This window comes from Peptoniphilus sp. HMSC062D09 (genome assembly GCF_001811425.1).
GTDB lineage: Bacteria > Bacillota > Clostridia > Tissierellales > Peptoniphilaceae > Peptoniphilus_A.
The window spans coordinates 1,349-1,618 of sequence record NZ_KV804746.1 but is presented as its reverse complement, the minus strand read 5'-3'; the positions used below and the strand labels follow the sequence as shown (position 1 = coordinate 1,618).

1 CRISPR repeat array is annotated in these 270 nt (G+C 54.8%).

What is annotated here, in order from left to right:
* Position 1: 1 nt before the first annotated feature.
* Positions 2–270: direct repeats of the CRISPR family, unit length 25 nt; unit sequence AGTCCCCGCGTGGGCGGGGGTGATC.

Below are 270 nucleotides of genomic sequence, written 5' to 3'. Positions count from 1 at the left end.
TAGTCCCCGCGTGGGCGGGGGTGATCCTATTTTACAAGAAAAAGAGCATGACGCATTAGAGTAGTCCCCGCGTGGGCGGGGGTGATCCTAATAATGAGAGTAAATGGCGAATCCATGAACAGTAGTCCCCGCGTGGGCGGGGGTGATCCTCGTTTCTAGCATCTGTAAGTGTTCGATTTCCTGTAGTCCCCGCGTGGGCGGGGGTGATCCTCTATATCATGGATCTTTGACTTGTCTAACTCAGTAGTCCCCGCGTGGGCGGGGGTGATC